A 26,945-nucleotide genomic window follows, 5' to 3' on the forward strand; every position below is an offset into this window, starting at 1 on the left:
CTCAGCCCCTCGCCCGGCGGCTGAGCGCCTCAAAGAGATCGGCGGAGAATGAAACCATCGTCCCGAATTGTTCGGGAATGATGTTTTCATTTGGCGAGTGAAGCATGGCGCCGTGGTAGGTCAAGCCGATGCCGACGATCTCCGCGCCCAATTGCTCCACGAAAGGATGCGCCGTACCGGAGGCAGGCGAACTCGGCTGAACGATCGCCGTCTTGCCGAAATGCGCCTCAAGCAAGGGCTTTGCCTCCTGCACGAACCAGTGATCCGGCGAAGAGCGGACCGGCTTCACGATGTCGTCGTAAACGACGATTTCGATATCGGCAAAGCCTTGCGCGTCGAGATGCGCGCGCACGAGCTTCGTCACTTCCCTCGGGTTCTGATCCGGCACGAGGCGAAAATCGAGCTTCACGAACCCGTCCGCCGGAAGAACGGTTTTCGCGCCCTCGCCGCCATATCCGCCGCCAAAGCCGTTCACGTTCAGGCACGGCTCAAAATTCAGTGCGCGGAAAAAGGTTTCCTCGTCGATCCCCTCCAACGCGCGCTGCGCGCCGGTGGCGGCGGTGAGGCTCTCGAAGCTGAAGGGCGGCTTTTGCACAATCGCCTCTTCCTCGGGTGTCGGCGCGCGCACGGCATCGTAGAAGCCCGGGATCAGAATGCGGCCCCGGCTGTCGCGCATGGACGCCACCGCACTCGCCAATCGCCAGAGCGGATTGTCGAAGACCGCGCCAAGGCTAGAATGAAGATCGGCGCGCGCGGTTCGGCACCGCAACTCGATTCCGAGAACGCCTTTGAAACCGCAGAGAATGATGGGGCGGCCATCGGAATCGATCTCGCCATATTCCCACCAGCAGGCATCGACCCGCTCACCCGCGAAGCGTTTTTTGAGAAACGCCTCAAGCGAGGGGCTGCCGATTTCCTCCTCGCCATCCACCAGCCAGATCAGCTTGAATGGCAGGGCGCCCGGATTACGCTCACGGAACAAGCGCCAGCCTGCGAGACGGCTCGCAAACTCGCCCTTGTCATCCGCGACGCCGCGTCCAAACCACTTCCCGTCACGTTCGCTGAGTTCGAACGGCGCGCTGTGCCAAAGCGGAACCGGGTCTTCGGGCTGAACATCATAGTGATTGTAGACCATGATCGTGAGGGGACCGTTGCCGATCTCCCCCACGACGAAGGGGCCGATCTCACCGGGGTGAATCTCGGTCGCAAAGCCTGCCTCTGTGAGAAGATCGCGAACGGTGTTCGCACATTCCTCGAGCCTCTCGCCTCTCGCACTCACCGAGGGAATGGCGACAAGCCGCCTGAGATCCTCCTTGCCGCGCGCGATCTGATCATTGAGAGACATGACGTTCTCTTAAATCAGGCCGCGCCGCGCGACAAAACGCTCAAGCCGCGCCAGGCCTTCGATCAGGTGTTCCTTCTCCACGCCGATGCCGACGCGGATGTGGTTTTCGATCCCGAACCAGCTTCCAGCGACGACGAACACGCTCTCCTCCTTTCGGAGCTCTTCTGAAAGCGTCTCGGAGGGCATGTCGAAATCGTAGCGCAGGAACGCCATGCCGCCCGCGGCGGGGCGTTGCCATGACCAGCGGTTCTGTTTCTCCACCCAGCGCGCGACGATATCCGCGTTCTCGCGCAAGACGGCGCGTCCACGCGCCAGAATGCGCTCGCGCGTTTTCGGAGCCATCACCGCTGCCGCCAGAAGCTGACTCAGAATGCCGCTGCCGATGGTCGTGTAATCCTGTCGCTTGGCTGTTTCCGCGATCACGCCCTCCGGCGCGACGACCCAGCCGAGACGAAGGCCAGGACACGCAAAGGACTTCGACAGGCTGCTCGTGATGATGGTGCGCGGGTAGGAACCGAAGAAGCTCTCCGTCTCCACACCGTCGATCTCGCCTCCGCGATAGATCTCATCGACCAGGAGCCATGCGCCGCTTTCCTGCGCGGCGGCGATCAGCGCCTCACGGCTCTTGCGCGAGAGCACCGCCCCGGTCGGGTTGCCGGGATTGGTGACTGCGATCATCTTCACGCCGCCGGCCACTTCCCGACGCAGAGCTTCCACATCCACCTGCCAACCCTGATCGGCGAGAAGCGGCAGACGGCGAACATTCATGCCGAGCGCGCGCCCCAGGCCATCGACCTGCATGAAGTTGGGAACGAGAAACAGAACCTTGTCCCCCGGATTGATGAGCGCCATCAGCGCGATCATCGTCGCTTCCGAGGAGCCGTTGGTGACGAGCACATTGGCCGGTGTCGCGCCGTCATACCAGCTCGCGATGGCTTGCCGGAGATCGGGCCGCCCGTCCGTCCATCCATAGCCGAGCGGCAGCTTCAACAATGCCTGCGCTTCGCTCGCGGGAAGAATGTCCTCAATCGTGCAAGGATGAACGCCGCTTTCCGTGAGATTGATCTCGACGTCGTTTTCGAAAAGCGTCTGGTTCCGCTCCATGAGGAAGGTATCGAATTCCACCGCAATGCTCCAAAGGCCCGGGCGAACGCGCCGCCCGCAACCATACCATGATCGAACGGGCATCAGCATGGCAGGAGCAAATACACAGTCAAGTCCAATTTAGACTTTTCTGTCCATATCAACGATGATAGGGATGTCCGTCGGCTAAAGATGAGCGCGAGGCATCATGAAGATCGAGGAATTCACGCTGGAGCGCATCCAGTCGCTTTACGAGAACACCGTTGAATACAACCTCTCCGACAGCGGCGTTCATCCCTACTCGCTGAGGGAACTTTTAACTCCTAGCGAGCAGCGGGCCCTGCTCGATGTGGAACTCGGCTACGGCTGGACGAACGGCAAGGTTTCCTTGCGCGAGGCCATCGCCCGCCTTTATCCAGGCCGCGATGCGGACAACGTGATCGTCACGAACGGCTCGGCGGAAGCGAATTTCCTGCTCGTGATGTCGCTTCTGGAACCGGGCGATGAACTCGTCGTGTTCGTTCCGAACTATCTCCAGATCCTGGGCTGGGCGCGCGCCATTGGCGTGAACGTGAAGCAAGTCTTGCTGCGCGAAGAGCTCGGTTGGACGCCGGATCTCGACGACGTCCGCAAGGTCGTCTCGACTAAGACGAAGATGATGACAATCTGTCATCCCAACAATCCGACCGGCAGCCTCCTCTCGCGAGAAACAATGGACGGCCTCGTCGCCATCGCGCGCGAAAACGATGTCTACCTGCACGCGGATGAGGTCTACAAAGGTGCGGAGCTGGAGAGCCAGGAACCTCCGAGCTTCGCCGATCTCTACGAAAAGGCCATCGTCACGAGCGGCTTGTCGAAAGCCCTCGCCTTGCCGGGTTTGCGCATCGGTTGGCTTGTCGGCCCCGCCGCCGAGATCTACGCCTCCTGGCAGAGCAAGGATTACACCTCCATCACCACGAGCGCAGTGAGCGAATTCGTGGCGGAGATCGTGGTGCAGCCTGCAAAGCGGCAAGAGATCCTGGCCCGCAGCAAGCGCATCTTGAGAGAGAACCTCGCCGTTCTCAGCGCCTGGGTCGAGAAGAACAGCGATCTCTTCTCCTTCGTCCCCCCGAAGGCCGGAGGCATGGCCTTCCTCCGCTACAGCATGGATATCAATTCCACGACGCTCATTCACCGGCTGCGCGAGGAGCGCAGCATCATGCTCCTGCCCGGAGACGTCTACGGCCTCGACAAATACATCCGCATCGGCATCGGCGCTCCTGCGGAGCACCTGCAAGCCGGTCTCGAACGTCTCGCCGGATTCGTCCGAAGTGAACTACGATGAAAAAGCCGTTCTCGTTGAAAAAGGCCTCAAAGCCTTCGCAGCTTTTCTCTTTCACGCATGTCTGCGATGCCATCGCCTTGCTTCTGCAACCTTACGCGGAAGTGGTTCTGCACGATCTCGCCACGGAGCGCGTTGTCTATATCGCGAACAACTTTTCCAAGCGCGAGCTGGGCGAACCATCACTCCTGAACGAGATCGACTTCAAGCCCTCGGATCTCATCATCGGCCCTTATGAAAAAGTGAACTGGGATGGCCGCCGCATCAAATCCGTGAGCGCCGTCCTGCGCTCAGGCAGCCGCCCTATCGGCATCATGTGCATCAACATGGATGTTTCTCACTTCAGCGCGGCTATGCAGACCTTGAGCGCCTTCATTTCGGTGCCGCAGCAAGTGGAAAAGCCAGCGTCCCTCTTCAAGGAGGATTGGCACGAGCGCATCAACGAATATGTTCAGGCCTGGACGAAAGAGCGCGGCCTTGTCGTCGCCGATATGACACGGGCGCAAAAACAACAATTGGTGATGGATCTTGCAGGAGACGGTGCGTTCGGCGGGCGGCATTCCGCCGCCTACATCTCGCGTATCCTCGGCCTCGGTCGCGCCACCGTCTACAACTATCTTCGCAAGAAAAGCGAGGCTTGATGCTGATCCTGCGGCGCGAGAACATTCAGAAACAGGTCGATTGGAATCGCGCAATCGAGGCCCTGAAGGAAGGCTTCAAGGCCGCATCCGCCGGAAAGGTCGCGATGCCGCCCGTCGGCTATCTCGGTTTCCCGAAGGTCGGCGGCGACTGCCATATCAAGTATGGGCATGTCGACGGTGACGCTATCTTCGTCATCAAGGTTTCGACAGGCTTCTACCACAACGTAGATAACGGCCTGCCAAGCAGCAACGGGCTCTCGCTGGTGCTCTCCGCCGAGACCGGCCAGCCCATCGCCCTGTTGCAAGACGAAGGCTGGTTAACCGATTTAAGAACGGGACTGGCCGGAGGCATCGCCACGCAGGTCATGTGCCGGAGCGATGCGACACGCGTCGGTATCGTCGGCACAGGCACGCAGGCGCGCCTCCAGATTCGCGCCGTGCACCACCTTCTGAACGACCGCGCTCTGACGTTTCAGGTTTGGGGACGTGATTCAGAGAAAGTCTCGACCTATCGGGACGACATGGCAGCATTCGGCATCGCCGTTAAGAAGGCGTCTTCCCTCGAGGGTCTCTGCCGCAACTCCGACATCATCATTACGACAACGCCTGCTACGGAGCCGCTCATTCAATCCGCGTGGATTGGCCCCGGCACGCATATCACCGCCATCGGCGCCGACGCACCCGGAAAGCGGGAGCTTGACGTTGAACTCGTCAGCCGTGCGGATGCCATCCTGGTGGATTCGCGCGTGCAATGTGCCGATCATGGCGAGATCGCGACGGCGGCTGCAATGGGACTTGTCAGCACTGACCGTTGCATCGAGATCGGCGAGGTTCTCGGCGGCAGTGTTTCGCTCACGCGCCGCTCTGAGGACATTTCGATTGCGGATCTGACGGGCCTTGCCGTCCAGGATATCGCCATCGCCAAGGTTACCCTCAGTGCCGGTGCCCCGGACTAACTACATCTCGCGGAATGCTCTCGACATGCTGTCCTTGATCGGTTGCAACAGATATTCGATGAACGTCCGCTCGGTGGTCTTGATATAAACCTCCGCCGGCATACCCGGGGTTGGCATGAAGCCGGGAATTCTTGCAACCTCTCCCGCATCGGGCGTCACCCGCGCGACATAGACATCGCTGCGGGAGAATTGACTGCTTTTTTCATCCGGCAACGCATCGGCGGAAACATAAATCACCTCGCCCGCGACCATCGGCGTGGTGCGCTGCTTGAAGGCTGTGAGACGGATGACGGCCTTCTGACCGGTCCTGACATTCTCGATGTCCTGGGGTCTGATCTTCACCTCGATCAAGAGGTTCTCTTCAAGCGGAACGATCTCCATGACCGTTTTGCCCGCCTCCACAACGCCGCCGGGGGTGTGATAGCGCAGCTTCACGACTACGCCCCTCACCGGGGATGCGATTTTCACCCGCTCAAGCACGCGGGTCGAGGCTAGAATCCGCTCCCGCACATCGGCCAGCTCGCCAAGCGTTTCATGCAGTTGCTCAACGGCGCTCTTGATCGCCGTATTGCGCACACCGACAATCTGCTCTTCCGAACGGGCGATGCGCTCTCTCGAATCGCCAATGACGCCGGTGATACGCCCCGCTTCGCCTTGCAGATTGGCGCGTGCTCTTTGCAAAGCCAGAACTTCCGATTTGCGGATGAGCCCGCCCTTCAGAAGCTGTTCCTTGGCCTCCAGTTCCTCCTCGAAAAAGGAAATCTGCTGCTGCACCGAGGCGAGTTGCGTGCTGCTTCCCTTGATCTGCTCGTTGAGCGCGTCGATGCCGGTTTCGATTGACAGGATTTCGCTCTGCTGGCTTTTGCGATGAGCATCGAGCGTCGCGCGCTGCGCCTTGATGATCGTCATGATCTCCGAGTCGACGCTTTGCTTCGCCGTCAACTCCGCTGGCATCGCGATTTCGGTTTCCTCGGAAATTTCTGCCCGAAGCCGCGCTTCGATGGCAAGAAGGCGCGCCTCTCTTAAGGCAAGACGCCGCAGTTCCGCACGCGGCGTCGTCTCATCGAGCATCATCAAGACCTCACCCGGGTCGACGATATCGCCCTCGCGCACGAGGATCTCACGAATGACCCCTCCCTCAAGATGCTGTACGATCTTGTTCTGCCCCGTCGCCACAAACGCGCCCGATGTCACGACTGCGCCCGCGATGGGGGCAACGCCTCCCCAATAGCCGAACCCGATGACAGCAAGAACGAGGATGCCGATGCCCATCAGAGTGGGGATTCGCGTTCTGCGTGGTACGTCGTCGTACCATTCAGGTCGCTTTTGCACGATGGGAGCAGGTTGCGGAGACATGGTCGCCTTCCTCTGCTTCAACTATCCGCGATGGGAGAGCCGCCCTCTCCTCGGCCTCTGCCCATGAGCGGGATGATCTCATCGCGTTTTCCAAAAGCCTGAACGGAGCCCTCTTTCAGAATCATGATCTTGTCGACGCTCTTCAACAAAGCGGGGCGCTGTGTAATGGCGATGATGGTGATGCCCCGCTCCTTGGCGCGTGCGAGCGCCCGCGCCAGAGCCTGCTCGCCGGGAAAGTCGAGATTCGAATTCGGCTCGTCGAGCACGACGAGGCGCGGATTGCCGAAGAAGGCGCGGGCAAGGCCGATGCGCTGCTTCTGGCCGCCGGAAAGCGGACTGCCATCCATCCCGACGATTGTTTCATAGCCTTGAGCGAACTGGGAAATCATTTCGTGCACGTCAGCGAGATCCGCCGCATCGAAGATCTCGTCATCCGCCACATCCTCGCGCATGCGCGCGATGTTCGCCTTGATCGATGCCGGAAAGAGCTGAACATCCTGCGGCAGATAGCCGACATTCTCGCCGAACTGACGCGGGTCCCAGTTCCGCAGATCCATCATGTCGAGCCGAACGCTTCCCGCCGTCGGCACAATCGAGCCGACGAGCATGCGCCCGAGGGTCGACTTTCCTGTTCCCGAGGCACCGACGACGGCAAGGGACTCGCCAGGCTCGAGCTGAAAGGTGATGCCGTTGAGGATCACCCGCTTGTTCGGCGGAGGAACATAAAGAACGCGCTCCACGCTCAAGTACCCGCGCGGCGCCGGAAGGCGAAGCCGCTCGAGATTGAGGGGAGAGTTTTGCAGCAGGGACTTGATGCGCCCATAGGCCGAGCGCGCCTGAACGAAGTTCCTCCATCCCTCGATAGTGCCTTCGACCGGCGCCAGGGCGCGGCTTGCGACGATGGAAGCCGCGATGACCATACCGCCCGTCAACTCGCCTCCCATCGACAGCCACGCCCCCCAACCGAGAATGCCGACCTGCGTCGAAAGGCGGATGAACTTGGAAAGGCCGGTCATCATGATGTTCCGGTCCTGGGCGATCACCTGCGCTTTGAGGGACTCGCCCGTCTCCTTTCCCCACATGAGCACGCCTTCCGGAATCATGCCCATCGCGTTGATGACCTGCGCATTACGCGCCATTGCATCGGCCTGAAGATTGGCACGCCCCGCAAAGGAATTGGCACGCGCGAACGGGACAGCCGTCAGCTTCTGGTTGATCGCGGCGACAGTGAGCAATGCGATGCCGGTGATGGTGACGATGTACCCGAGCTGCGGATGGATAAGGAAAACCGCGAAAAGATAAACCGGTGCGACAGGTGCATCCAGCATCATCAAGAGCACCGGCCCCGTCAGAAAGCCACGAATGTGCTGAAGATCGGACAGAGTTTGGAACTCCTTGCTCGATCCGTTCTGCGAGGCCTTCGCCGCGGCGCTCAGGACAGGCGCGCCAAGCTTGCTCTCCGCCTCGACAGCGACACGCATCAGGATGAAGCGCCGCATCATGTCCATCAAAACATGCGCAAGCACGGCACCGACCACGACGAGCGACAGCATGGCCAGCGTATCCGTGCTTCGACTTGTCAGCACGCGGTCCGAGATGTTGAAGAGATAGATCGGTATCGCCAGCACAAGCATGTTGACGAAGAACGAGAAGATCGCGACCGTGATGAGGTTTCTTCGGCAAGCGGCGAGGCCCTTGCTGAGCACTTCGCGAAAGTCTCGATCGCCTGAACGTTGCTGCAGTGGCGGCGAGCCGCGTCTTCCGCCGCCAGAGTCGCTGCCCCCTTTCCGGCGTGTCGATGGATCGTCCGGCGTTCTCTCTTCCGGCTGCCGCCCCTCCCCCGGAATCGCAGGGCGCAGACTGGGCGACGGCATGGCCGGCGCCTCCGACTTTCCTTTGAGCGGGATGACCTCGGCGGTGGAGGTTGCCGAGGGTTTTGCATCATCTTTCTTTGCGCGCGCCGGCGCAGGATCCGGCCTCGCGATATCAACGTTCGCGGCAACCGGCGCGACTGAAGGGCGCGCGGTGTGTTCTGCCGCGATATAGCGCTCCCCCGCGCGCTGTCGATAATTGTCCTCCAGGGTACGGAGCAATGATGACAAGGACAGCTCGCCGAGCCTGTGTCCTGCTTTTTGTGTCGGAAGTTCCCCGTCGAGCGAGGCTCTCAAGTCTCCCTTCTGAAACATACTCTCTCCCACTCTCGCAGCCACCGTTCGCGCGAACTCAAGTCAGGACATGTCCGAATGTGTCCTGATTGGTGAAAAAGTCCTTGGTCCAGGTCACCTCATCGCTCGTGGGATTTTCCGGTTGATCCACAAACGCGACCAACTCGGAAACGAGAGCCGTCGGGTCGGTCGTGACGGTCTCCGTTCCTTCCGAAATCAGGTTGGCTTGAACGAGAACGGAATCCGCGTAAAAATCGCCGCCGAGATATTGCGCATAAACGCCGCCGGCATTGACGATTTCGGCGTGATTGGCCGCGAGATTGCCGCCTGTCGAAAGCCATTGAAAGCCTGTCTCCTGATCCGTCAGGCCCATCTGCACGGCAAGGTCGGCATCGGCGATGACATTCACTTGCGAGATGATGTTGAGGTCGTAGTAGTCGCCAGTCACGAAAAGGACGTTCAAGGTCCCGGTGGCGGCCCCATGAATGCCAGACCATGCCTCCCGGCTGAGATCGCCTTTCTGGCCGAGTGCATCGATGATCCCGGACAAGCCTCCGGTGATGCCGGCGAATGTCGTCGCGCCGTACTTCGTGATCGTCGCATCGTTCGCGAGGGAATTTTGCCCTGAATAGACGGAGGCAACGTCACTCGATGCCGATCCAGCGCCGGAGCCGACACCAATGACATCGTTGTCGTAGACGATGTTTGTTTGCGAAATAATATTGGCGGAGTGGTAGTCACCAAGCACAACAATGAGGTCGTAGTGTTTTCCCCAGTCAGCGAATTTGGCGACATTGGATTGCTCGCCTTCGCCGGAATGAACTTCGGCATAGGCGCTGAATTTTGTTTGAATCGATATGTCGCCATCCTGCAGAAGATTGCGCTGTGTGAGCGCTTTGACATCGACCAGATCGCCATCCACAAAGTCGACATTGACTTTGAGGCTCCCGACCTGGCCGCTGGGTAGAATGCCTTGGGTCACCAATTGCTTCTCGACAAGTGTCGCCACATTGTCGACGGTGTTTCCTCCGCTCTCGACAGGTGCTTTCGTTGCTCCCGCATCGACGATCTTGTCGTTGTTCTGCAAAACATTGGCCTGATAAATGGCGTTCGTTTCGAAGTAATTTCCGACGACGACAAGCGTTGACGGCGCCTCGTCGAGATCCGCAATCAAAGCCCAATTCTGCACTTCGTTCGCCCCAAGTTGGGCGACTTGAGCCGGGTCGGCATCCCCGTCCACACGCTCTGGCGGGGCCGGTGGCGTAAATTCAGGGCGCGGCTCGTTGGAGATTTCCGCGTGGAACTCGCCGTTCTCATACTGGCCTTGCGCGAGCTGACTGGTAGTCCCTTCACCGGATTTGAGTGCCTCATCGTGATCGATGATGGTCTGCATCCAGGTTTCGGATGCCGTGCCGGGTTGAGTGTCGAGATCCGGGATGAATTCCTTTGCCGCCGCGATCATGTCCGGCACGGCTTGCGCGTCCGCGAGAGGATGCAGCGCGTCATATTCAGGCGGCCCATCGGAAAACTTGTCCCGGTCCTCAGCAACATTGATCTGGTTCAGATCCGCAATCTTGTCGTCGCCGGCCGGAGTATAGACGATCTTGTAAGCCGGTTCCTGCGGCTCCCCCAGCGGTGGCAATTGTGGAACGTGAGGAAGGGTGCGCACATGAAGAATGCGATGAATGATAGTGAGCCCTGAAATATCACCACCATCAATATCCACCGGGCTCAATGAATGCGTCGGCAGCCAAGGTGAACTAGATGTCGACGGGGCAGAAACGTCGTTTGTTCCCTCTTGTCCGAGATACTTGATCGGCGCATCGCCGTCACTATGCGGACTGATCGGTTTGTACGACGCGCGAACCGCCACCAAGTTGATATCCGGCAACTGATAAGGTGAGGATGCCAGTTCGACATCTGGAGATCGGAAATCCTCGGTTCGATCCTGATGATCGATCTCGTCATACTTGATCCGAGGCGCGACATAATCCTGCGAGATGTGGAGATACCCGGCGAAGTGCCAGATGAGCTCGGTCAGGCTTCCCGGGACCATATCTCACTCCTGTCGGCGCGATCCGTAGCGCGAGGGGTGAGCCCATGCGGCGCACCGCACGGGCTCTCTCTTTAAGCAGGAGGCTCAGGCGTCGCCGGAGCTATCGCCGCCAACAACGCTCAGATCGATCGAGTGATACTGAATGTTGGCGCCGAGAGAGATATTCTGGTTGAAGGCTTCGAGATGGGAGGACCCGGCTGCATTGGCGGTCGAGGTGGCCGAATTGTGATCGCCACTGTTCGAGCCGACGTCTCCGCCTTGCGCCGAACCGCCTGTCGGGTCGGAGGTTTGGCTCCACTCGGCACTGCTCGTCAGTGACGGCGACGTGACGTAGTCGTTGTCCGTCAATTCACTGATCTGATTGATGCTGAAGGCATTGTCGTTGCCTTCTCCATTCAAGGCATTCTCGAGGATCGTCATCGCATCAAAGGTAACACCATCGAGGTCGAGCCAATCGGTGTCGCTGGTGTTGTATGAGTCGTTGATGCTGTTGTCGCTGTGATCGCTACTGTCATTGTAGCTGTCGTTGATGCTCTTGTCGTTGAAGGCATCCGTCAAGGCAACATCGACCGTCGTGTTGATGCTATTGTCGCTGTTGTCACTGTTATCGTTGTAGCTGTCGCTGACGCTCTTGTCATTGAAGGCGTCCGTCAGGGCGACATCGACCGTCGTGCTGGTGCTGTTGTCGCTATTATCGTTGTAACTGTCATTGACGCTGTTGTCGTTGTTGCTGTCATTGACACTCTTGTCATTCAGCACGTCGTTCAGGGCGACATCGACCGTCGTATCAACGCTGTTATCGCTGTGATCGCTGTTATCACTGTTGTCGCTATTATCGCTGTTGTCGCTGTTATCGCTATTGTCGTTGTAGCTGTCGTTGACGCTGTTGTCGCTATTATCACTGTTGTCGCTGTTGTCGCTATTATCGCTATTGTCACTGTTGTCGCTGTTATCATTGAAGCTGTCAGCGACGCTCACATCTGTCGTGGTGCTGTTATCGTTGTTGCTGTCGTTGGTGCTTTCGTCATTGCTGCTATCAACCAGTGCGAAGCCTGCGATGGCGGCGGCGATATTACCGGTGTTTTCGTTAGCCATGATCGTATTCCTTAGCTTTCAACATCAAGCATCGACCACACCGGAAGCCGCTCATCATCTGCGTGTGCGACGACAGGCCTTCACGATGCCCGACCTGGTTTGAGGAATGCCCGGATAAGACCGATGTAATCGAGTCGTTATCGACCGAAAGCCGGACTGTTTCGAATTTTCACGCAGCTCTTTCTGGCGGCACCTCCTTTGCTTTTATGTCCCGATATCGGGAGTGCCCGAACCGGGATCCGCTTCAGAGTCAAACATTCACCCGTCATCGAAATCGCATTCGACTGCCAAAAAAACGCAAAACCCAAAGCGTATGCCCGGGACCCCGCAAGAATTGTTTGTTGTTTTCCTATTTGTTTGGGAAACTTGCCGCCCTTCGACAGGCGGTACAGATGCTGCTTCCCATCAAGCACACCGGGATCGGATAGGCGGTGTTACGCTATCGTGACGCCTGCTTCAGGCACTCTCTCAATCGCATGAAACAATGCGGATCAGATGAGAGAGCGAGGAGTACATACCAAGGCATCCGATCAGTCCAGCCGCACAAAGGGAGTAACCCACCAGGCTTAAGCTGTTTTCCGGCGAGCGGGTTCGATACGGGTGGCAAGCGCGCCTCGAATGTTTGCCGCCACAGGTGCGGAGTCTCGGCATCCTCTCACCATCGTCTGCGACAGGAGCTGAACTATATCTGCGTCAAGGCCCGGACACGGCGAGGGCTGCTGCTTGAGGAACGATAAGCTATGCCGGCGCGCCTGCCTCCCAAACCCGATTTCGAGGCGCTTGAGTTAGCCGCCATCGACACGGCAGACCGACGCACGATGATCCTCGCCCTGATCGGCAACCTCGTCTTCAGTTGGTCGAACAATGAGAGCATGTTCATCTATGTTCTTATGGTGCTTCTGGAGACTGACGAGGTCTCGGCCGCCATTGTGTTCGCGACCCTCAATACGACGCGAGCGCGGCTCGACCTGGTGCAGCGCCTGGCAAAAGCCAAAATCAGGGACAAGGAGATCGCCAAAACTCTGGAGCGCCTCATCGCACGCTTCAACGAGTGCACGCGCATCCGCAATGAATTCAATCATTGCATGTATGAGGTCAGCCCGCGTGGGGATATCACCCATACCCATGCCATGAAGATCAAGGAAAGCGCTCGCGGCCTGAGTCTCGGCGAAAGCCGGCCAATAGACGAGGCACGGATTGAGGAACTAAGCAGAACAATCTCTGCTTTAAAAATCTTGAATCGCGAATTGTGGGATTTTCTCGCCCCCTTGAGAGATTGTATATCGAATAACAAATCGTAATAAACTGCTATATGTAAATTAATACATTAATTATATATATTTTTAGCTTGAATTTTGATTCACCGGCTTAATATTCGAATTATAATTCTTATATATACACAATATAAACTCAACGCATATGTGCCGCGACGCCCTCGCACCAAAAGATACAATATCCACTATCTAGCCGGAGAGCAGACAACCCACCCGGGATCAGTCAAGTTCATCCTAGTTACGCAAACAGGATACCACCATGAGCCTGGATCTCGATCTCGATGCGGTTGGCGCTCTCACCAACTTCTCCGTCGGCACCCTCGATGGCCGCGACGCCATGATGGTGATCGAGCTGGCCGCGACACCTGATGACTATAGGCAGGGGATCCGCCATCAGATGCCGGTTGCCATGACCCCGGAACACGCACGCGAACTCGGCGAGGCGCTCCTCATGGTCGCAAAAGCTGCCCGCATGGGTGCGACGCCTTCCGAAGCGATGAACTGATAACAGGCCGTCACTCCGAATAGGCGCGTCGCACTTTGCGACGCGCCCAATCAGGAATAGAGCGGAGCATCCGGCAGCGGCGCGTCCACCGTGCAGACGACGCCTGTCGGAGCGAAATCGATAGTCACCTGCCCCTGAAGGTCGTGCGCGAGGCTTCGTTCAATCAAGCGCGTGCCAAAGCCACGCCGTTGCGGCGGAGAAACCGGCGGTCCATCGCTTTCCTCCCACCGCAGACGGAGGCGCTGCTCTCCGTCCAACATGTCGAGCGACCAACGAATATCGACAATACCCTCATGATTTGAGAGCGCGCCGTACTTCACGGCATTCGTCGCAAGCTCCTGCAAGGCCATCGAGAGAGCAAGGGCGACGCGGGGAACGACACGGACATCCGGCCCCTCACTTCGCAGACGACTCTCGCCCGCAGCCCTGAAAGGCTCCGCCGCCTTTGAAATGATTTCACCGAGGGAAGCCCCTTCCCACTTCTGCTGGGTCAGAACGTCATGGGCCCGCGAGAGTGCGAACAGCCGCGCCTCCAGAGATTGTCTTGCCTCTCCGGTGATGTCGGCATTGCGCAACGTTTGGGATGAGATGGACTGCACGGTCGCAAGCGTGTTTTTCACGCGGTGGTTCAGCTCGTTGAGCAGAAGCTCCCGATGCTCCTCCGCGAGCTTTCGCTCCGTGATGTCGCGGAAATAGACCGACAAACCTCCATCTGCCGTCGGATAGATGCTGATGTCGAGCCACTTCCGGACAAGCTCGGAATAGGTCTCGCAGCGGATGGGCCTCCGCTCCTGCATCGCCGTCATATGTGCTTCGTGTGAATCGCCGCCGATGGCGTCGGGGAACTCGTCCCAGAACACCTTGCTCATCAGCTCATTGCGATTGCGGTTCCAAAGCTCTTCGCTCTTGCGATTCACATAAGTGAAGTGCCAGCCCTGATCGACGGCGTAGAATGCGTCGTTGATGCTCTCCAGAATATCACGCGCGCGCATCTCGCTCTGCCGCAGGGCGACTTCGGCGCGTGCACGCTCAACGGCGTCCCACGTCCGCTCCGCAACCTGACGTGTCAGCACCTCCTCGTCCTCGCGCCAGTGTCGCGGTTCAATCTGGTGCACAAGCAGGGCGGCGGCAATGCCGCCGGCCTTAATCAAAGGAACTGTAATCCCTGAGCGCGCACCGATGGCGACATAGGTGGCGGCAATCCCCTCGCCTGTCGTCAATTCATCATTAAAAGCGTCGTACAGGCAGACCGCTCGCCCGGCTTTCAACTCGCGAATGAGCGGTTCCCCGAAACTGTCGACGCGATAACGACCGACGAGACTCGGAGCAGTGCCGTCTGTCCAGTCGCGGTCCACGAAGAAAATCTCACCTTCCGACGTGTGTTCAACATAACCGTAATTCGCGCGCGAAGCATGAAGGTGGCGTCCCAGCATTTCCGCTGCGACGGCCATAACCTCTTGCGGGTCGACAAGAGAGCGGAGACGCTCGTCGAGCGCGAGGCGAAAATTGAGATGGCGCTCCGCAAGCAACTGCTCCGGGTTTTTGGTGCAAGTGCAAAAGAGCCCGGCCACGTCTCCACGCTCATTCGAGACAGGTGTGCAAGAGAAGACGAACTGGCCGGCTTCCATATACTCATCACACCGGATCACAAATGAGATACCGCCGGCATGTTCCTTTGCCCCACCATGGGAGCCTATCTCCTGTGCGAGATCCTCCCACACCTCTCTGAACGGACGCCCAAGGGCATGCGGATGCCGTTCTCCGAGAATGGGGATGCAGCTGTCGTTGTAGAGTATCAGGCGCTCCGGCCCCCAGACGATGAAGATCGGCTGGCGCGAGCCGAGCATGACGCCGACCAGCGTCTGCAGCGATTGCGGCCAGCCCGCCGGGTCGCCAAGGAGTGTGTTCTTCCAGTCGTGGGCACGCATGAGCGCGGCCATTTCACCGCTCAAGGGAAAGAGCCCCTGCCCGAATGCGAGAAAATTCGTATCGGCGTTCATGACCGCTGCCTGGTCGAAAGGCTTCGCAAAAATATGAGGTTGACGGCGGAAGAACTCAATCCGCGATTAGCCATCGAACCCCCAATTTCCCTTCGCTCAACCCTGCGCATACCAATCTCGTTTTAAACAATCGTCCTGTCGAGTTGGCCTGCCACACCATCTCCATTTCATTATTTTATAACGAAACGGATCGACTTTGAAAGTCGAACTTTCGCAACGGAAGCTCAGCAAGAATGTATTCCGCGCAAGAGGGCAGCGGCTGTTGCACAAGCATAGCAGCAAGCCTTGCGTAGCCCACATTTCTGCGCAATGGCGACAGGTTCAATGAACCTTCAAGCAGTCCGCACTTTTCGCAAAAAGTGGCTTAAAATATGGTGGGCCCGGCAGGACTCGAACCTGCAACCAGACCGTTATGAGCGGCCGGCTCTAACCATTGAGCTACAGGCCCTTTTATCAAGGGTTGAGGCTTTTAGCGGGAAAAGCCGAGGCTCCGCAAGCGGGGATCAATAACCATCTTGTTTCAATGCGTTAATGGCACGCTAGGAATCAAGGCTTGAAGACTTCAAGTGTTTCTTCAAAGCCCTCGACCTCAAAGGTGCCGACGCGGTGAGGGTTGCCCCAGAGGTGGTCGGCGAAGGCCTTCGACATCAACAGCGGCTCGTCCAGCGCCTTGTTGAGCTTGGCGATGCGGTTCGCGAGGTTCACGTCCCGGCCGATCACGGTGAAATCGAGACGCTGTCCCGAGCCGACATTGCCGTAGGCCGCCTCGCCATGATGGAGGGCAACCCCTACGCCGAGCGGCTCCGGGAAGCGCCCTTCGCTGTTGGCTGTCTGGACGCGCCGCAGCGCGTTCGTCGCGGCGGCGAGGGCCGATTGCGCGGCCCCGCCCGTGTCGTCTCCCTTGTCGCGGAAAATCGCGAGGAGCCCATCGCCGAGATATTTCAGAACCTCGCCGCCCTCCTCCTCGATGGGCGGCACGAGACAATCGAAGTAGTTGTTCAAAAGCTCGACGGCGGCTTCCGGCGTCAGCGTAGAGGAAAGCCGCGTATAGCCGCGCATGTCAGCGAAGAGGATCGCCGAGCGGATCCGCGTCACCTGCCCACGCAGGATCGCGCCGGAAAGGATCTCGCGGTGAGGCTCGTCGCCGACATAGATTCGCAGCACATCATCGAGCCGGCTGGCGGTCGCCCGCAATTCGGTGACAAGGCTGAAAGTGGGAACCAGAAGACGCAAGGCCTTCAATGCCTGCTCGCTGAAGCCATCCTCCGCCCGCGTTGCGAACGAGATCGCGTTATGCGTGCCGTTGATGAACTTGAACGGGATCGTCAGGTAATGGCGATACCCGTCCGCCTTCAATTCCGGAATGATCGGGAAACGATCGTCGGGGGTCTCCTGAAGGTCGAGCAGCAACCACTCTCCTGTCCGATTCACGTAGGCGAAGGGGCTGGCCTCGTAGACCGCGTCGCGACGGTCGCTGTGGGGAAGATAGCGAACGACGGCCCCCTCCTCCTTCGTCCAGAAGCGGCCGACGCCGGCATATTCCGAGTGCAGGGTTTCGATTGCCGATGCCGCGCGGTCGACCGGCAAGCCCATCTCGATCACCCGCTCGATGAATCCGACGAGGATCGCGTTCTGATCCTCCATGCGCGCCGCCTCCTTCACCAGCCAATCCCGGATTGCGAGAACGCGGGACAAGGTTTCCGGATCGAGCTTGCGCGCAATCGAGAGAACCTCATCGGGATAGGAGAGCTTCGGCACGGAGGCGGTAATGGTCATGTGGCCTAGTTGGGCTCATCTGGCCGCCACGACAAGCGGCAGAGGCGAGAAAGATGCAATGTTGTGATCCTTTTCAGGCATGAAACAGCCCCGTTCACAAGCCTGACCCGGAACGACTTACCCCTTCTCCCGTTGAGTCGCCGCAGCTTTCGGCTTTGCTGGAAGGGGAGTTTTTCTCATGGCGCCGCGCGCGAACTGGAAGGGCTATCTGAAACTGTCTCTCGTCTCCTGCGCGGTCGCCCTGGCGCCCGCCTCCACGAGCAAGGACAAGATCTCGTTCAACCTCCTCAACCGCAAGACCGGGAACCGGCTACGCCGTCAGATGGTGGACGAGGAAACGGGCGAGACGGTCGACGGACACGACCAGGTGCGCGGATATGAGATCGCGAAGCGCGAATATGTCACGCTCGAAGACAGCGAAATCGAAAAGGTCGCCCTCGAGAGCACGCACACCATCGATATCGAAAGCTTCGTCCCACGCGCACAGATTGACGAGATGTATCTCGATACGCCCTACTACCTGATGCCCGATGGAAAAGTGGCGGAGGAAGCCTTCGCCGTGATCCGCGACGCCATGTCGAGGAAGAAGGTCGTCGGGCTTGGCCGTGTCGTTCTCTCGCGCCGCGAGCGCATCATCATGCTGGAGCCGCGGGACAAGGGCCTTGCAGGTCACACCCTTCACTACGCCTACGAAGTGCGGGACTCGAAGGAGTATTTCGACGAAATCAGCGATGTGAAAGTCTCCGGGGAGATGCTGGACCTCGCCGAACACATCATCGAGAAGAAGATCACGACATTCGACCCCACCCGCTTCGAGGATCGCTATCAGGATGCGCTGATCGCGCTCATCAAGGCCAAGGCCGGCCACAAGCCAGCTCCAAAGCTCGAGGCGGCGAAGCCGACGAACGTCATCAACCTGATGGACGCCCTGCGGCGCAGCATCGCGAGCGACACCAAGCCGAAGGGGGCCGAGCGCCCTGCCCGCGCCGCCGCGAAATCCGCCGGGCGCTCCCCAAGCAAGACAGCGCGAACAACCCCGCCCAAGCCCCCATCCGGAGCCAAGGGCGGCAAGCGGCTGAAACGCACGGGCTGATGAAAATTTTGACAGGGCGGCCCCGCCGGCGCTAGAGCACGATCAGAACAAGTGGAACCGGTTGTTCGCCCGGATCGTGCGGTCTCAAGAAAGAATGAGACTTTGATCGGTTCAATGTGAAACGATCAAAGTCTCTAGAGCCTGCGCATGTCCAGCATCGATACTCTCTTCGCCACCAAGATCTACCGCGCCGAAACCGAGGGCGCGAAGGCCGAGCGCCTCACCCAGGATCTCGAAGCCGCCTGCCTGTCCATCGCCGAGGATGACGAGGCGGGCCAGCGCTGGTGCGAGAAGAACGGCTATCCGGGCTACACGTCCTACGCCTCCCTCAACGACCTGCCCTGGCGCGTCGGCACCTTCGGTGAGCTTCAGAAGCTCGTCGACAAGCATGTCGCCGCCTTCGTGAAGGAGCTGGAGTTCGACCTGAAGGGCCGCGCCCTCGAGATGGACAGCCTGTGGATCAACATCCTGCCGCCGGGTGGCATCCACACGTCGCACATTCACCCGCACTCGGTGATCAGCGGCACGTATTATGTGACCATTCCGGAGGGCGCGAGCGCGCTCAAGATCGAAGATCCCCGCCTCGGCTTCATGATGGCGGCCCCGCCCCGCAAAGCGAAGGCGAAACCTGAGAACCGGCAATTCGCCTATCTGAAGCCGAAGCCCGGAACCATCCTGCTCTGGGAAAGCTGGCTCCGCCATGAGGTGCCGCTCAACGAGGCCGAGAGCGAGCGCATCAGCGTCAGCTTCAACTACGCCTGGCGCTGAAGCGCCCTTCACGGATAAGGCGTGACAGCCACGACACGCCCGGCGTAGGATTGTTTGCAAAGACAGCCCCCGCATCCGCAAGGTTTTCAGCATGGCCGGGACAAAGCACGACGAACTCGACGCCCTGCGGGCCGACCTCCGCAAGGCCAGGGAGCCGAAGCGCCGACGTGCGCCGGCCCCGCAGGCAAAAGAGCCCGATCCTGTCGCGACTGACACCAGCGCCACGGCGGAGCTCCAGAAGCAGTTGAAGGATCTGGAAGAGGTTCTGTCCGAATACGCGGAAAGCGCGGAGGACATCATCGCAAAACATCCGCTGGTGGCGGTCGGCGCGGCATTCGTGCTCGGCATAGCCATCGGGCGTCTGTTCGGGAGAGACTAGACCATGTTGGACAACCTCGTCCGCAACCTTCGCGTTCTCTGGCGCGCCGAGTCGATCATCGCCGACATTCGCTTCCGGCATGTGATGACGCGCTCGACCTTGAGGGTGATCGCCGCTCTTCTTGCCGTTTTCGCCTACCTGATGGGCAATCTCGCGGTGTTCTTCGCCCTGCAGCCGATCTGGGGACCGGTCTGGGCTGCAGCCGCCGTCGGGGCCGGCAACCTGCTTCTGGCCATCATTCTGCTCGTCGTCGCGGAGCGCGTGAAGCCGGGACGTGAAATGGACCTCGCTCTCGAAGTCCGCAACATGGCACTCGATGCGCTGGAAGCCGACGCGCAGGAGATTCAGGATGAGCTGAGCGAACTGCGCGACGAGATCCGCGGCGTCAAGGACGCTGTCGTCGGCTTCGTGCGTCACCCCATCGACACGGCCTTACCGGCGTTGCTGGTTCCTCTCGCGGGCGCCGTCATCAAGGGCCTGAAGAAATCCGGCAACGACAACAAGAAGGCCTGAAGGCACGCCTTCAGGCCAATTGCTCGCCGCCTCAAGCCGCCCGCGCCATCGGGCGCTCGTTCGGCAGAAAGTAAGTGAGCAGGCCAATCGCCGGCAGGAACGCGCAGATGCGATAGACCGTCTCGATGCTGGTCATGTCCGCGACCTGACCCAGCACCGCCGCGCCAAGGCCGCCCATGCCGAACGAGAGGCCGAAGAACAGACCCGCGATCATGCCGACGCGCCCCGGCACCAACTCCATCGCGAACACGAGGATCGCGGAAAAGGCCGAGGCGAGCACGAGGCCGATGATGACGCTGAGCATCCCTGTCCAGAACAGGTTCGCGAAAGGCAGCGCCAGCGTGAACGGCAAAACGCCGAGGATTGAAATCCAGATCACATACTTGCGCCCGATGCGGTCGCCGATGGGGCCGCCGAGGATCGTGCCCGCCGCCACCGCTGCGAGGAAGACGAAGAGGTGGAGCTGCGCGTCCTGCACCGAGATCTGGAACTTCGAGATGAGATAGAAGGTGAAATAGCTGCTGATGCTCGCAAGGTAGAAGTTCTTGGAGAAGACCAGCAGCATGAGGATGGTGATCGACACGCCGATCGTCACGCGCGAATGCTTCGAGGACACGGCGGCCCCGCGCGGCTTGGCCTTGGCGGCGATGACCTTGCCGCGATACCAGCGCCCCACGTTGAACAGCACGAACATGGCGAGCAACGCGACAGCGGAGAACCACGCGATGCTCGACTGGCCGTTCGGCACAACGATGAACGCAGCAAGCAAAGGCCCGAGCGCCGAACCCGTATTGCCGCCGACCTGAAACACCGATTGCGCAAGTCCATGCCGCCCGCCCGAGGCCATGCGGGCGACGCGCGAGGATTCCGGATGGAAGATCGATGAGCCCATGCCGACCAGAGCAGCGGCGAGAAGCAGAACCGGATACGACCCCGCCCGCGAGAGCGTGAGCAGACCGATGAGCGTAAACCCCATGCCGATGATGAGAGAGAACGGCTTCGGCTTCAGATCCGTGTAATAGCCGACAAGCGGTTGAAGCAGCGAAGCTGTCAGCTGGAAGGTGAGCGTGATGAGGCCGATTTGGCCGAAATCGAGATGAAACGCATCCTTCAGAACCGGGTAGATGGCCGGGATCAGCGACTGGATGAGATCGTTGAGGAGATGCGAGAAGCTGATCGCGACAAGGATCGGAACAGCCACCCCGTCAGCCGTGGAGCGCACGGGGGCAGCCGGAAGAACGGTCGATTTCGTGTCCATTGGTCTTCTTTTCGTGAGGCTTGGCGTCAGCCTGCGGCATTGATCGAGCGAGCGTCATATAACGCCAATTCTCAGCCGGTGTCTTGGACTGCCCTTGCAAATCAGGGTTGCTCGGAAGGCAGCACACGCCGCTCGTGGCGCTTAGAGCCTGTTTGGAAACGCAGACCTCATCCTGAGGAGCAGGCTTCAGCCTGCGTCTCGAAGGAGTGTCCAGCGCTCACTGGAGACGCCTCGCCCTTCGAGACGGGCCTCCTCGGCCCTCCTCAGGGTGAGACTTCGTGAGACTTCTCATGGACGACGCAATTTCGAAACTGACCCTTAACCGACGTCTTCCCGGAAGATGATCTTGACCACGGGCATCACGCTCTTGTCCCCCTGCTGCTTCTGCTCGAAGCGCAGCACATCGAAATAGGCGCAGCGCGAGCGCGCGGGATAGGTGCGGCAGACGCCGGGGCGTCCATGATAGATGGTGCAGCCGCGCGTTTTCTGATCGAGGAACATGCAGGTCTCCTCGAAGATCGTGTCCTTGACGCGGCGCAGAATGCGCTCGTCTTCCCATTGCTTGGTGTATTTCTCGCGGGCCTCTTCGACCGGGACCCCGAAGTGCTTCGCCAACCGCTTGATATCCGCCGGCGTGACCGTGACGCGCTCGTAGATGGAGCAACAGAAGGCCGGGCACTGCGTGCAATCGTAATGAACACGCGGCTTGGTGCTCGTCGTTTCCCGCTGGGCCATGCGCGCTCCCTCGAATGCTTCCCGCTATGATGGACGAAGAGGCATCTATTTCAAGGGCGCGATCTTGTCCCGCGCATTCTGCAGCGCAGCTTTCGGCGATCACAGGAAAGATGGAGCGGGGCAAGATTGTCCGGACCCATTGCCGAAAAGGGCGCAGAGCACGAAATTCCTATGATGATGCCCACGAAAGGCGTCATAATCGTCGCGACAAGGAGTGCGTCATGCCGAAATCCGACGAGACGTTGGGGCGATGGCATTCGGAAAAGACGGCGGCCTATCTTTCCGCTGCAGTTGCCGAAGCCGAGCCCGACCCGCAGAAGGCGGTTCTTTTCCGGCAGATGGCCGACGCCGCCGACAGACAGGCCGCCCTGCTTGCCTCCGATCTCGGGCGGACGCCCGTGTTTCATCCGGCACTGCGCGCCCGCATCGTCGCACGCCTCACCAAAGCTCTTGGCCCCAAAGCCATCCGACCGATCCTTTCGGCCTCGAAGGTTCGCGGCATCTCCGTTTATTCCGGGCGCGTGCATCAACCGGTTCATGCCATGCCGACCCGTGTCGAGGACGTGGGGCGCAGCCATCGCTCGATGGGCGGCGGCACATTGCGCGCCGCCGTGTTCGGCGTGAATGACGGCGTGATCTCGAACACCTGTCTCGTGATGGGCGTGTCCGGCGCGGCGGCGGAAGCCAATGTGATTCTTATTTCCGGCGTCGCTGGTCTTCTCGCCGGCGCGTTCTCGATGGCGGCAGGCGAGTACATCTCCATGCTCTCGCAACGCGAAATGCTCGAGTCCCAGATCGGGCAAGAGCGGTCGGAGCTTGAGCGTTATCCGGCGGAAGAGGCGGAAGAGCTTGCGCTGATTTACGCGGCGCGCGGCATCCCGCTAGAGGAAGCGCGCACGATGACGAGACGGCTCGTCAAGAACCCGGAGCAGGCGCTCAACACGCTGGCGCGTGAGGAGCTTGGCCTCAACCCGGAAGATCTCGGATCACCGATTGGCGCGGCTGTCTGGTCGTTTCTCGCCTTTTCGGTCGGGGCGATCCTGCCGCTCCTGCCTTTCCTGCTCGGCTTCGGCGCGCATGGCGTGCGCATTGCGGCAGTTCTTGCCGGGCTTGCGCTGTTCATCGTCGGTGCGGCTCTCAGCCTGTTCTCGGGCCAGAGCGCGCTCAAGGGCGGATTGCGCATGCTCTTGATCGGGGCGATCGCAGCGGCGGCGACCTATTTCATTGGCGCACTGTTCAACGTATCCACGGCATGACCTTCATCCGGCGCGAGGAAGTACCATGATTGACGATCCCCTCCTGCAAAGACTCGCTATCGCGCTGGCCATCGGCCTGCTCGTGGGCCTTGAACGCGGCTGGCAGCAGCGCGAGGAAGCGGAAGGAGAGCGCACGGCGGGGCTTCGCACCTATGGCCTGTCGTCCCTGCTTGGTGCGATCTCGGCCGTGCTCGCTCAGCATACGCACACCACTTTTCTGGGCTTTGCCTTCATCGCCTTCGCCGCCGGCTTCAGCGCCTTCGCGTGGCTCGAAGCGAAAGAGGAGCGCAACTTCAGCGTCACGGGTGTCGTCGCCGCGCTTTTGACCTTCGCGCTCGGTGCCTACACGGTTCTCGGTAATGTCCAGATCGCGATTTCCGCCGCTGTCGCAGTCACGCTGATCCTTGCCCTCAAGCGCCCCCTGCACACCTGGCTCAAGACGTTGACCTGGCTCGAAATCCGCGCCGCCCTCATTCTGCTCGCGATGTCGTTCCTGCTTCTGCCGCTCTTGCCGAACAAGCCTGTCGATCCGCTCGGCTCCATCAACCCGGCCCGCATCTGGCTTTTCGCCATCATCATCGCGGGCATCTCCTTCGTCGGCTATATCGCCATCCGCATCATGGGCAGCCAGGCGGGCGTCGCGATGGCCGCGATGGCGGGCGGGCTCACATCCTCGACCGCGACGACGCTCACCCTCGCCAAGCTCGCGAAGGACAACCCGCCCGCCAGCACTCTTCTTGCGAGCGGCATTCTTTTGTCGGGCGCTGTCATGGTCGCGCGTGTCGTCGTCATTGCGAGCGCTATCAATCCCGCTCTCATCATCCCCCTTATCTGGCCGATGGGCGTGGCCTGCGCCGTGCTTCTCATCGCAGGCGGCGCCATTCTCTACCTGCAACGCGGGCGGCCCTCGGAGCATCCCGACCTCGACCTGAAAAGTCCCTTCGATCTCGGCACGGCGTTGAAGCTCGCGGCGCTGATCGCGCTCATCAGCTTTCTCGCGAAGCTCGTCACGACCTATGCGGGCGAGACCGGGCTCAACCTTCTCGCCGCGTTGTCGGGCATCGCGGATGTCGATGCGATCACGCTCTCGCTCTCGCGCATGTCCGGCGACCAGACCATCGCCATCGCTTCGGCGGTGAGCGGCATCGGCATCGCCTGCGGCGTCAACACCATCGTCAAGGCGGGCATGACTTACACGGTCGGCACGCGACAGGCGGGGCGGATCGTCGGTCTCGCGAGCTTTGCCGCTATCGTCGCGGGCGCTCTCGCCTACTTCGTTTTCGTGCGGCCATGAAAAAAGGCGGGCCGCACGACCCGCCTTCTTCCCTGATCTTCTGAAGCTTGCCTCAGTTGTCGAGGAAGCTGCGCAGCTTGCGCGAGCGCGAGGGGTGCTTGAGCTTGCGCAGCGCCTTAGCCTCGATCTGACGGATACGCTCGCGCGTCACCGAGAACTGCTGGCCGACTTCTTCCAGCGTGTGATCGGTGTTCATGCCGATGCCGAAGCGCATGCGCAGCACGCGCTCCTCGCGCGGCGTGAGCGAGGCGAGAACGCGCGTCGTCGTCTCGCGCAGGTTCGACTGGATCGCCGCGTCGATGGGCAGGATCGCGTTCTTGTCCTCGATGAAATCGCCGAGGTGCGAATCTTCCTCGTCGCCGATGGGCGTTTCGAGCGAGATCGGCTCCTTCGCGATCTTGAGAACCTTGCGCACCTTTTCCAGCGGCATGGCGAGCTTCTCAGCAAGCTCCTCCGGCGTCGGCTCGCGGCCGATCTCGTGGAGCATCTGGCGCGAGGTGCGAACGATCTTGTTGATCGTCTCGATCATGTGCACCGGGATACGGATCGTGCGGGCCTGATCCGCGATAGAGCGCGTGATCGCCTGACGAATCCACCAGGTGGCGTAGGTCGAGAACTTGTAGCCGCGACGGTACTCGAACTTATCGACCGCCTTCATGAGGCCGATGTTGCCTTCCTGGATGAGATCCAGGAACTGCAGGCCGCGGTTGGTGTACTTCTTGGCAATCGAGATCACGAGGCGCAGGTTCGCCTCGATCATTTCCTTCTTCGCCTGCCTGGCCTCGCGCTCGCCCTTCTGCACCATCAGGACGATGCGGCGGAATTCCTGGATCTCCAGGCCCGTCTCGCTCGCCAGATTGTGGATCTGCTCGCGCAGTTCGTGAATCTGGTCCTTGCCCTTGGCGACGAAGTCCTTCCAGCCCTTGCCGCCGAGCTTGGAGACGCGCAGCACCCACTTCGGGTCGAGTTCCCAGCCCTGGTAGTGCTTGAGGAATTCCTCGCGCGCGACGCCGTGGCTCTCGGCAAAGCGCATCAGGCGACCCTCATGGGAGATCAGCCGCTTGTTGATGTCGTAGAGCTGCTCGACCAGCGCCTCGATGCGGTTGTTGTTGAGCGAAAGCGACTTCACGCTCGCGACGATGTCGCTCTTGAGCGTCTTGTACTTGCGCTCCTGCGCCGGGGTCAGCTGCTTGTTCTGCAGACGCTGCTCCACATGCTCCACCTGGAGGCGGCGCAGCTTCTTGTAGTTGTCGGCAATGCTATCGAAGGTTTCGAGAACGCGCGGCTTCAGCTCGGCTTCCATCGCCGAGAGCGACACGTTGTTCTCGAGATCGTCGTCGTCCATCTCGCCTTCCGGCGGATTGGCGCCCTCGCCTTCCTCGCCGGCGGCGGCTTCCTCCTCGCCCTCACCTTCGCCCATGCCCTCGACCTTGGGCGCGCCCTTGCCGTCCGGGCCGGCATAGGTGGCCTCGAGGTCGATGATGTCGCGCAGGAGCACGCGGCCTTCGACGAGCTCGTCGCGCCAGATGATGATGGCCTGGAAGGTCAGCGGGCTCTCGCAGAGGCCCGCGATCATGGCTTCGCGACCGGCCTCGATACGCTTGGCGATGGCGATTTCGCCCTCGCGGGAGAGAAGCTCCACCGAGCCCATCTCGCGCAGGTACATACGCACCGGATCGTCGGTGCGGTCGGTGGGCTCCTTGGCCGTGGTCTCGCGAACGGCGACGGCGCGCGTCTGGGTGGTCTCGACAAGGTCGCCGCCTTCGGCCTCCTCGTCATCGCCGCCCTCGGCCGCCTGTCCCTCTTCCGTTTCCTCGGACTCGACGACGTTGATGCCCATCTCGGACAGCTGGCCGAGCACGTCCTCGATCTGCTCGGAGGAAAATTCCTCGGACGGCAGAACCTCGTTCAACTCGTCATAGGTCACATAGCCGCGCTTTTTCGCGAGCTTGACCATCCGCTTAACGGCGGCATCGCTGAGATCGAGAAGAGGTCCGTCGCTCTGCTGCTCCGGAGCTGCTGTCTCGCCTTCGTCCCGTTCGGTTGCCTTCGTCGCCATACTTCGCTCTGCTCCAG

The 26,945-nt window shown here is 60.2% G+C and carries 22 protein-coding genes and 1 tRNA gene; 11 read left to right on the plus strand and 12 right to left on the minus strand.

Annotated elements, in window-relative coordinates:
- Position 1: 1 nt before the first annotated feature.
- Positions 2-1,345, minus strand: a complete 1,344-nt coding sequence (locus tag DQW91_RS05645) for a M20/M25/M40 family metallo-hydrolase (RefSeq protein ID WP_112662627.1) — start codon at positions 1,343-1,345, stop codon at positions 2-4.
- Between the two features lie 9 nt (positions 1,346-1,354).
- A complete protein-coding gene (locus DQW91_RS05650; protein WP_157961352.1) occupies positions 1,355-2,470 on the minus strand; it encodes an aminotransferase class I/II-fold pyridoxal phosphate-dependent enzyme in 1,116 nt (371 codons plus the stop codon).
- Between the two features lie 166 nt (positions 2,471-2,636).
- Between DQW91_RS05650 and DQW91_RS05655 the strand changes: the two genes are divergently transcribed.
- Genes DQW91_RS05655 through DQW91_RS05665 form a run of 3 tightly spaced genes read left to right on the plus strand, consistent with a single transcriptional unit; the run spans position 2,637 to position 5,346 of the window.
- Positions 2,637-3,752: an aminotransferase class I/II-fold pyridoxal phosphate-dependent enzyme gene (locus DQW91_RS05655; protein ID WP_112662629.1), complete on the plus strand. Its 1,116-nt coding sequence runs from the start codon at positions 2,637-2,639 to the stop codon at positions 3,750-3,752.
- Positions 3,749-4,390, plus strand: coding sequence for a helix-turn-helix transcriptional regulator (locus DQW91_RS05660; protein ID WP_112662630.1), 642 nt, complete (start codon positions 3,749-3,751; stop codon positions 4,388-4,390). The genes DQW91_RS05655 and DQW91_RS05660 overlap by 4 nt, the downstream gene beginning before the upstream one ends.
- On the plus strand, positions 4,390-5,346 hold the full coding sequence (locus tag DQW91_RS05665) for a Rossmann-fold NAD(P)-binding domain-containing protein (RefSeq protein ID WP_112662631.1): 957 nt from the start codon (positions 4,390-4,392) through the stop codon (positions 5,344-5,346). Before DQW91_RS05660 ends, DQW91_RS05665 begins: the two co-directional genes overlap by 1 nt.
- Here the strand turns inward: DQW91_RS05665 and DQW91_RS05670 are convergent, their stop codons facing one another.
- The 4 genes from DQW91_RS05670 to DQW91_RS05685 form a co-directional block, all read right to left on the minus strand.
- A complete protein-coding gene (locus tag DQW91_RS05670) occupies positions 5,347-6,702 on the minus strand; it encodes an HlyD family type I secretion periplasmic adaptor subunit (protein ID WP_112662632.1) in 1,356 nt (451 codons plus the stop codon).
- Positions 6,703-6,719: 17 nt separating this feature from the next.
- Positions 6,720-8,576, minus strand: a complete 1,857-nt coding sequence (locus DQW91_RS05675) for a type I secretion system permease/ATPase (protein ID WP_112662918.1) — start codon at positions 8,574-8,576, stop codon at positions 6,720-6,722.
- Positions 8,577-8,925: 349 nt separating this feature from the next.
- Positions 8,926-10,923, minus strand: coding sequence for a hypothetical protein (locus DQW91_RS05680; RefSeq protein WP_112662633.1), 1,998 nt, complete (start codon positions 10,921-10,923; stop codon positions 8,926-8,928).
- Between the two features lie 84 nt (positions 10,924-11,007).
- A complete protein-coding gene (locus DQW91_RS05685) occupies positions 11,008-12,018 on the minus strand; it encodes a hypothetical protein (RefSeq protein ID WP_112662634.1) in 1,011 nt (336 codons plus the stop codon).
- A gap of 740 nt (positions 12,019-12,758) precedes the next feature.
- Between DQW91_RS05685 and DQW91_RS05690 the strand changes: the two genes are divergently transcribed.
- On the plus strand, positions 12,759-13,319 hold the full coding sequence (locus DQW91_RS05690; protein WP_112662635.1) for a hypothetical protein: 561 nt from the start codon (positions 12,759-12,761) through the stop codon (positions 13,317-13,319).
- Positions 13,320-13,551: 232 nt separating this feature from the next.
- Entirely contained in the window at positions 13,552-13,797 is a 246-nt protein-coding gene (locus DQW91_RS05695; RefSeq protein WP_112662636.1) for a hypothetical protein, read from the plus strand.
- Between the two features lie 50 nt (positions 13,798-13,847).
- On the opposite strand, the gene DQW91_RS05700 is transcribed toward DQW91_RS05695, so the two are convergent.
- From DQW91_RS05700 to DQW91_RS05710, 3 genes are all read right to left on the minus strand, one after another.
- Positions 13,848-15,797: a sensor histidine kinase gene (locus DQW91_RS05700; RefSeq protein ID WP_112662637.1), complete on the minus strand. Its 1,950-nt coding sequence runs from the start codon at positions 15,795-15,797 to the stop codon at positions 13,848-13,850.
- 372 nt (positions 15,798-16,169) lie between these two features.
- Positions 16,170-16,245 (minus strand) — tRNA-Ile (locus DQW91_RS05705).
- Positions 16,246-16,343: 98 nt separating this feature from the next.
- On the minus strand, positions 16,344-17,573 hold the full coding sequence (locus tag DQW91_RS05710) for an adenylate/guanylate cyclase domain-containing protein (RefSeq protein ID WP_112662638.1): 1,230 nt from the start codon (positions 17,571-17,573) through the stop codon (positions 16,344-16,346).
- A 178-nt stretch (positions 17,574-17,751) separates the two neighbouring features.
- Here DQW91_RS05710 and ku point away from each other — a divergent pair, with 178 nt between their 5' ends.
- The 4 genes from ku (at position 17,752) to DQW91_RS05730 (ending at position 20,326) form a co-directional block, all read left to right on the plus strand.
- The gene (ku, locus tag DQW91_RS05715) at positions 17,752-18,666 is read left to right on the plus strand and encodes a non-homologous end joining protein Ku (protein ID WP_112662639.1); all 915 of its coding nucleotides are present in this window, start codon (positions 17,752-17,754) and stop codon (positions 18,664-18,666) included.
- Positions 18,667-18,813: 147 nt separating this feature from the next.
- Complete coding sequence (locus DQW91_RS05720; protein ID WP_112662640.1) at positions 18,814-19,434, plus strand: TIGR02466 family protein; 621 nt, start codon at positions 18,814-18,816, stop codon at positions 19,432-19,434.
- A gap of 91 nt (positions 19,435-19,525) precedes the next feature.
- Complete coding sequence (locus DQW91_RS05725) at positions 19,526-19,813, plus strand: hypothetical protein (RefSeq protein ID WP_112662641.1); 288 nt, start codon at positions 19,526-19,528, stop codon at positions 19,811-19,813.
- 3 nt (positions 19,814-19,816) lie between these two features.
- Positions 19,817-20,326 carry a phage holin family protein gene (locus DQW91_RS05730; protein WP_112662642.1) on the plus strand — a complete coding sequence of 170 codons (510 nt, stop codon included), beginning with the start codon at positions 19,817-19,819 and terminating at the stop codon, positions 20,324-20,326.
- Positions 20,327-20,357: 31 nt separating this feature from the next.
- Here the strand turns inward: DQW91_RS05730 and DQW91_RS05735 are convergent, their stop codons facing one another.
- Positions 20,358-21,584 (minus strand): MFS transporter, encoded by a 1,227-nt coding sequence (locus tag DQW91_RS05735; RefSeq protein WP_112662643.1) that lies wholly within the window; start codon positions 21,582-21,584, stop codon positions 20,358-20,360.
- 318 nt (positions 21,585-21,902) lie between these two features.
- Positions 21,903-22,319, minus strand: a complete 417-nt coding sequence (locus DQW91_RS05740; RefSeq protein ID WP_112662644.1) for a YkgJ family cysteine cluster protein — start codon at positions 22,317-22,319, stop codon at positions 21,903-21,905.
- Between the two features lie 221 nt (positions 22,320-22,540).
- Between DQW91_RS05740 and DQW91_RS05745 the strand changes: the two genes are divergently transcribed.
- Both DQW91_RS05745 and DQW91_RS05750 read left to right on the plus strand, forming a co-directional pair.
- Positions 22,541-23,575, plus strand: a complete 1,035-nt coding sequence (locus DQW91_RS05745) for a VIT1/CCC1 transporter family protein (RefSeq protein WP_112662645.1) — start codon at positions 22,541-22,543, stop codon at positions 23,573-23,575.
- A gap of 25 nt (positions 23,576-23,600) precedes the next feature.
- A complete protein-coding gene (locus tag DQW91_RS05750; protein WP_112662646.1) occupies positions 23,601-24,869 on the plus strand; it encodes an MgtC/SapB family protein in 1,269 nt (422 codons plus the stop codon).
- Between the two features lie 52 nt (positions 24,870-24,921).
- Here DQW91_RS05750 and rpoD read toward each other — a convergent pair whose 3' ends face one another.
- On the minus strand, positions 24,922-26,928 hold the full coding sequence (gene rpoD / locus DQW91_RS05755) for an RNA polymerase sigma factor RpoD (protein ID WP_112662647.1): 2,007 nt from the start codon (positions 26,926-26,928) through the stop codon (positions 24,922-24,924).
- Positions 26,929-26,945 lie beyond the last annotated feature (17 nt).

The organism is Microvirga flavescens (genome assembly GCF_003290125.1).
GTDB lineage: Bacteria > Pseudomonadota > Alphaproteobacteria > Rhizobiales > Beijerinckiaceae > Microvirga > Microvirga flavescens.